This window comes from Bradyrhizobium sp. SSBR45G, assembly GCF_030159255.1.
Classification (GTDB): Bacteria; Pseudomonadota; Alphaproteobacteria; order Rhizobiales; family Xanthobacteraceae; genus Bradyrhizobium.
In genome coordinates, this window is sequence record NZ_BSCT01000062.1 from 21,765 (window position 1) to 28,460 (window position 6,696).

General features: G+C 65.2%; 5 protein-coding genes. 2 read left to right on the forward strand and 3 right to left on the reverse strand.

Translation table 11 applies throughout. The features are described from left to right. Positions 1–33: 33 nt before the first annotated feature. From QQL87_RS36315 to QQL87_RS36325, 3 genes are all read right to left on the reverse strand, one after another. On the reverse strand, positions 34–690 hold the full coding sequence (locus tag QQL87_RS36315; RefSeq protein WP_284423909.1) for a glutathione S-transferase family protein: 657 nt from the start codon (positions 688–690) through the stop codon (positions 34–36). Further along, positions 690–1,856: an acyl-CoA dehydrogenase family protein gene (locus QQL87_RS36320; protein ID WP_284423910.1), complete on the reverse strand. Its 1,167-nt coding sequence runs from the start codon at positions 1,854–1,856 to the stop codon at positions 690–692. Before QQL87_RS36320 ends, QQL87_RS36315 begins: the two co-directional genes overlap by 1 nt. A 136-nt stretch (positions 1,857–1,992) precedes the next feature. Next, positions 1,993–3,132: an acyl-CoA dehydrogenase family protein gene (locus tag QQL87_RS36325; protein ID WP_284423911.1), complete on the reverse strand. Its 1,140-nt coding sequence runs from the start codon at positions 3,130–3,132 to the stop codon at positions 1,993–1,995. Positions 3,133–3,416: 284 nt separating this feature from the next. Between QQL87_RS36325 and QQL87_RS36330 the strand changes: the two genes are divergently transcribed. Together QQL87_RS36330 and QQL87_RS36335 are read left to right on the forward strand one after the other, a co-directional pair. Further along, a complete protein-coding gene (locus QQL87_RS36330; RefSeq protein ID WP_284423912.1) occupies positions 3,417–4,967 on the forward strand; it encodes an acyl-CoA synthetase in 1,551 nt (516 codons plus the stop codon). 75 nt (positions 4,968–5,042) lie between these two features. Continuing rightward, positions 5,043–6,275: an ABC transporter substrate-binding protein gene (locus QQL87_RS36335; RefSeq protein WP_284423913.1), complete on the forward strand. Its 1,233-nt coding sequence runs from the start codon at positions 5,043–5,045 to the stop codon at positions 6,273–6,275. Positions 6,276–6,696 lie beyond the last annotated feature (421 nt).

Consider the following 6,696-nt stretch of genomic DNA (forward strand, 5'->3'; position numbering starts at 1 on the left):
GTCGCGGTTAAGCGTCCGCGTGGTCAAAAATGCTCACCCACGGACCCGTGGCTTGATGCCCTGCTCCACGCCCACACGCTGCTCCGCCGCCACGGCCCGCTGGTAGCCCTCGCGCTGCTGCAGCCGCGCCCAATAGGCGGCGACATTGGGGCCGAAATCCTTGGCGAGCCCGATCGTCTCGGCCAGCCGCAGCGCATAGCCGATCACGATGTCGGCAGCGGTGAAACGGCCGGCGCACAAGAACGCGGCATGGCCGGTCGCTGCCTCGACGGCACGCAGCCGGCCGAGAAACCACTTGGCATAATCGGTCGCGACCTGCGGTGAGCGCCGCTCCTCCGGCTCGAGCTGAGTGTATCGCAATACCAGCGTCTGCGGGAACGTCAGCGTCGCATCGGAGAAGTACATCCAGTTCAGGAACGCGCCATAGGCCGCCTCGTCGGGCCCGACCATCAGCGGTGTCGGGCCATGCTTGACGCCGAGATAGTGGCAGATGCCTGAGGACTCCGTCATCTTCGTCTCGCCGTCGATCAGGAAGGGAATGGTGCCGAGCGGATTGATCGCCAGGTACTCCTTGGCGAAGACCCGCGGCGGGAACGGCAGCATCTTCAACTCATAGTCAAGCCCCAGCTCCTCCAGCATCCATAGCGGGCGGAACGAGCGGGCGCCGTCGCAATGATACAGCGTGATCATCAGGCATTCCCCTTGCCCGGGCCCGGCAGCGTGCCCATCATCTTGCAGAGGATCGTCAGCATCACCTCGTCGGCACCGCCGCCGATCGAGCTCAGGCGGGAATCACGATAGGCGCGGCTGACCGGCGTCTCGTTCATGAAGCCCATGCCGCCCCAATATTGCAGGCAGGCATCGGTGAGCTCGCGCCCGAGCCGTCCGGTCTTCAGCTTCACCATGGTCGCGAGCCGCGTGACATCCTCGCCGGCGATCAGCGCCTCGGCCGCCTGATAGGTCAGCGCCCGCAGCAGCTCCACCTCGGTCTGCATCTCCGCGAGCTTGAAGTGGACGACCTGGTTGTCGAGGATCGAGCGGCCGAACGCCTTGCGGTTGCGGGTGTACTCGATGGTCGCATTGATGATCGCCTCATGCGCCTTCAGGCAGGCCGCGCCGGCCCACAGCCGCTCCTCCTGGAACTGCATCATCTGGTAGGTGAAGCCCATCCCCTCCTCGCCGACGCGGTTGCGCTTCGGCACCCGGACATTGTCGAAGAAGATCTGCGCGGTGTCCGACGAGCGCATGCCCATCTTGTCGAGCTTGCGCGCAACCTGCACGCCCTTGCTCTTCATGGGAACGCAGATCAGCGACTTGTTGCGGTGGACAGCGCCGTCGCTGGTGTTGGCGAGCAGGCAGATGAAGTCGGCCTGGGTGCCGTTGGTGATCCACATCTTGCCGCCATTGATGACGTAGTCGTCGCCATCGCCGCGCGCCTGGGTCTTGATCGAGGCGACGTCGGAGCCGGCGCCGGGCTCGGAGACGCCGATGCAGGCGACGTAGTCGCCGGCAATCGCCGGGGCGAGAAATTCCTTGCGCACGGTGTCCGAGCCGAACCGCGCCAGCGCCGGCGTCGCCATATCGGTCTGCACCCCGATCGCCATCGGAATCGCGCCGCAATTGATCGCGCCGAGCTCCTCGGCCATCATCAGCGCGTAGGAGTAGTCGAGCCCCTGGCCGCCATACTCGACCGGCTTGTTGAGGCCGAGAAAGCCGAGGTCGCCGAGCTTCTTGAACAGCTCATGCGCCGGGAAGATGCCGGCCTCCTCCCATTCATCGACATGGGGGTTGATCTCGGCGGCGATGAACTTCTGCAGGATGCGGCGCGGTTCGTCGTGGTCGGCGGTGAAGAGCATTCTTCCTCGAGCTCCTGTCGTCTTTTTTTGACGTCATGGCCGGGCTTGTCCCGGCCATCCACGTCGTTGTTCATGTGTGGCGCGCAGCGTGGATGCCCGGGTCAAGCCCGGGCATGACGAGTGGAGAGAGTGCGTATCACAATCCCATCTGCCGGCTGGCCAGGTCCTTCATGATCTCCTCGGTGCCGCCGCCGATCGCATTGACCTTGACCTCGCGATAGATCCGCTCGACCCGAATGCCGCGCATGAAACCGGCGCCACCGAAAATCTGCACCGCCTCGGAAGCACAATACGCCATGGTCTGCGTCGCCTGGTTCTTCATCATGCAGATCTCGGCCACCGGATTGTCGCCCTGCCCGAGCCGCCACGCCAGCATTTCCAGCATCGCCTGCGAGGCCGCGACGCGCTGCGCCATGTCGACCAGCTTGTGCCGGATGACCTGGTGCTGCGCCAGCGGCTTGCCGAAGGTCTGTCGCTCTTTCGCGTAGCCGATCGCATCGTCGAGGCAGACGCGGGCGAACGCGGTGCAGCTCGCCGCCATGCCCATGCGCTCGCTGTTGAAATTATGCATGATCAGCTTGAAGCCCTGGCCCTCCTCGCCGATCAGATTTTCGGCGGGCACACGGCAGCCGTCGAAATGCAGGGTCGCGGTATCCGACGCCCACCAGCCCATCTTGTTGAGCTTGGTACGGGTCAGGCCCGGCGTGTCGCCGGGAACGAGCAGCAGGCTGACGCCGGCCGCGCCCGGCCCGCCGGTACGCACGGCCACCGTGATATAATCGGCGCGCACGCCTGAGGTGATGAACGTCTTCTCGCCGCTGACGATGTAATGGTCGCCATCGCGGACCGCCTTGGTCCTGAGGTTCGCAACATCAGAGCCGCCGCTCGGCTCGGTGATCGCGAGCGCCGAGATCTTCCGCCCCGCAAGAATCTCCGGCAGCACCCGCGCCCTCACCTCCGGCTTCGCGGCGCGCGCAATCGGCGGCGCACCGATCGAATGGCTCATCAGGCTGGCGCTGACGCCGCCGCAGCCGGCCCGCGCCAGCTCCTGCGAGGCGACGATGTGCATGAATTGATCCGACGGCACCCCGCCAAATTCTTCCGGGAAGCCGAGGCCGAGCAGGCCGATCTCGGCCGCCTTCGCATACAGCGCGCGCGGAAACTCGCCCGCTTCGTCCCACGCGCTTGCGAACGGCGCGATCTCCTTGTCGACGAAGCGCCTGACGACGTCGCGGAAGGCCTCGTGCTCGGCCGTGTAGAACGGGCTCTTGGTCATGACGCTGCCGGGGTCCTGCTTCGTGCGCTCAGAAGATGCGCCGGAAGCGGCGGCATCAACTTGCGTCGAGTGGCTGGCGGTCGAAATCGCGTCCCGCGCGGCCGGCATTCCCCGCCCTGTCCCGGTGCCAGCGCCTGGACGCAAGACAGTGCAATGCACACACCGGCCCACTCGCGGCCAAAAACGCCGCGCGCTCCGGCCAGCCTCGCTGGACCGGATGCGCAGGCCAGACACAACAGCGCGTTCAAGGCGACGACAGATCGCCGGATCTCGGGAGGGAGCCTGTGCCAGTACGGTATTACGACTGGATTGCGCATCATGCGCGGAGGACGCCGGGGAAGACCGCCATGGTCGATCTCGGCAGCAACAGGCGTTTCACCTACGCCGAGTTCGATGCGCGCGTCGCCCGTCTCGCGGCACATCTGCGCGGCGCCTGCGGCATCGGCAAGGGCGACCGCGTCGCGGTGCTGGCGCTGAACGCGACCGAGACGCTGGAGGTGCAGTTCGCCTGCTTCCGGGTCGGCGCGATCTTCGTGCCGCTCAACACCCGCCTCACCATCCCCGAGCTGCAGTTCATCGTCGGCGACGCCGCGCCCAAGGTGATGATCCATGATGACGATCTCGCCGACACCGCGCTCGCCGTAAGCCGGCTGTGCGCCGTCGCGACAGCCCTGCGCTACGGCCCTGCCGCAAGCTACGAGCTGGCGATCGCCACGGCAAAGCCGCTCATGGATGTCGAGCCGGTCACGCTCGATGACGTCTCGACCATCATGTACACGTCAGGCACCACGGGCCAGCCGAAGGGCGCGATGATCACCCATGGCATGACGTTCTACAATTGCGTCAATCTCGGTGGTCCCGCCTACATCACGCCGTCCTCGGTGCTGTTGACCGTGCTGCCGCTGTTCCACACCGGCGGACTCAACTGCTACACCAATCCCGTGCTGCATGTCGGCGGCACCGTGCTGATCATGCGCGCCTTCGATCCGGGTCTGGCGCTGCAGCTGATCAGCGATCCCGCCCTGGGCATCAACGTGTTCTTCGGCGTGCCCGCGATCTATCAGTTCATGGCGCAGCACCCGGCATTCGCGACCGCCGATTTCAGCCGCCTCACCATCGGCGGCGTCGGCGGCGCGCCGATGCCGGTGCCGCTGCTGAACACCTGGGAGAACAGCGGCGTCGCCCTGCAACAAGGTTACGGCATGACCGAGACCTCCCCGGCCGTGCTCGCGCTCGACCGCGAGGATGCCGGCCGCAAGGCCGGCTCCGCCGGCAAGCCGGTGCTGCACACCGAGGTGCGGATCGTCCGGCCCGACGGCAGCGATGCCGCGATCGGCGAGCTCGGCGAACTCTGGGTGCGCGGGCCCAATGTCACGCCGGGCTATTGGAATCGGCCGGACGCGAACCGCAGCTCCTTCACCGACGGCTGGCTACACACCGGCGATGCGACCCGCGTCGACGAGGAAGGCTTCTACTACATCGTCGACCGCTGGAAGGACATGTACATCTCCGGCGGCGAGAACGTCTATCCGGCCGAGGTCGAGAACGTGCTGCACCAGCTGAGCGCCGTGGCCGAGGCCGCGGTGATCGGCATCGCCGATCCGCAATGGGGCGAGACCGGCATGGCGATCATCGCGGTCAAGCCGGGCCACAGCTTGAGCGAAGCCGACATCCACGCGCATTGCCAGGCCAACCTCGCCCGCTTCAAGTGCCCGCGCACCGTCCGCTTCGTCGACGCGCTGCCGCGCAACGCCACCGGCAAGATCCACAAGCCGACCTTGCGCAAGAGCTTTGCGACGGCGTCCGCGACCGATCTCGTGCAGCAGGCGTCGTGACCATCCGAATGCGCAGCCAAGGCTGCGCATGGCCTTCAACGAACACCACAAGATCAACCAGAGGAAGCCCAGGGAATGTTGCCGATCACGACCAGGACTCTGCTCTCATTTGCGGCCGCAGCCGCCCTCTCCGTCATCGCAAGCCAGAGCGCGCTTGCGCAGAAGAAATACGACACCGGCGCCACCGACACCGAAATCAGGATCGGCAATGTCGAGACCTATAGCGGTCCGGTCTCGGCCTACGGCATCATCGGCAAGACCGAGGAAGCCTATTTCAAGATGATCAACGATTCCGGCGGCATCAACGGCCGCAGGATCAACTTCATCTCCTATGACGACGCCTACAGCCCGCCCAAGACCGTCGAGCAGGTCCGCAAGCTGATCGAGAGCGACGAGGTGCTGCTGGTGTTCAACGCACTGGGCACGCCGACCCAGACGGCCGTGCAGAAGTATCACAACGCCAAGAAGGTCCCGCAGCTGTTCGTCGCCACCGGCGCCAGCAAGTGGAACGACCCGAAGGAATTCCCATGGACCATGGGCTTCCAGCCCAGCTACCGCGTCGAGGCGCGGATCTTCGCCAAATACATCCTCAAGAACAAGCCGAACGCCAAGGTCGCGATCTTCTATGCCAATGACGATTTCGGCAAGGACTACGTCGCCGGCATCAAGGACATCTTTGGCGACAAGGCGAAGGATCTGATCATCGCCGAGGAGAGCTATGAGACGTCGGAACCCTCGATCGATTCCCACATCGTCAAGCTGAAGGGCGCCGGCGCCGACGTCTTCATCAACATCGCGACGCCGAAATTCGCGGCGCAGGCGATCAAGAAGATCGCCGAGCTGGAATGGAAGCCGATGCACCTGATGACCGACGTGTCGATCTCGATCGGCGCCGTCATGAAGCCCGCCGGCCTCGAGGCCTCCGAGGGCGTGCTCTCCGCCGGCTATCTCAAGGACCCGTCGGATCCGCAATGGAAGGACGACGAGGGCATGAAGAAGTTTATGGCCTTCATCGACAAGTACATGCCCGGCGCCAACATCTCCGATGCCAACCTCGCCTATGGCTTTGCGGCGGCCCAGACCATGGTCCAGGTGCTCAAGCAGTGCGGCGACAATCTCACCCGCGAGAACGTCATGAAGCAGGCCGCCAGCCTGAAGGACTTCGCGCCCGACACCCTGATCCCCGGCATCAAGGTCAACACCGGCCCGACCGACTTCGCCCCGATCGAGCAGCTCAAGATGATGCAGTTCAAGGGCGGGAAGTGGGATTTGTTCGGCGACATCATCAGCGCTGACGTCGGGGGGTAGGCAAGCTAGACCTGCGCCCGCCGACTTCAAACGTCCCTGCGTCGTGTCGCAACAGGCGCCTGATCGTTGGGAGCCGATCTCCGGCAGCGACGACGGTGATCTCCCCTCCCCCTTGCGGGGAGGGGTTGGGGGTGGGGGTCCACGCGCACCAAACGGTGTGGCGCGCGCCAGGCCATGTCCACCACGCGAGCACACCCTCGATATTCCCCCATCACTCCGGACACGACTCGTGGCACCCCCACCCCCGACCCCTCCCCGCAAGGGGGAGGGGAGCCGACCGCCGCCGGGGCGCGACTTTCGATAAAAATAATCATATTGCTATTTTTCAGAATTCATGATTATCTCCGCCCATCCCGCCTCACCGCGGAGCAACTGTGCTGTTGAGGTAGGCCGGCGATCGGCCGGCCTCAAGGCTGGCGCG

What these genes read in the sequence shown, in the direction of transcription:
- QQL87_RS36315 (WP_284423909.1), bottom strand. Translation starts at nt 690, where the DNA reads ATGATCACGCTGTATCATTGCGACGGCGCCCGCTCGTTCCGCCCGCTA.
- QQL87_RS36320 (WP_284423910.1), bottom strand. Translation starts at nt 1,856, where the DNA reads ATGCTCTTCACCGCCGACCACGACGAACCGCGCCGCATCCTGCAGAAG.
- QQL87_RS36325 (WP_284423911.1), bottom strand. Translation starts at nt 3,132, where the DNA reads ATGACCAAGAGCCCGTTCTACACGGCCGAGCACGAGGCCTTCCGCGAC.
- QQL87_RS36335 (WP_284423913.1), top strand. Translation starts at nt 5,043, where the DNA reads ATGTTGCCGATCACGACCAGGACTCTGCTCTCATTTGCGGCCGCAGCC.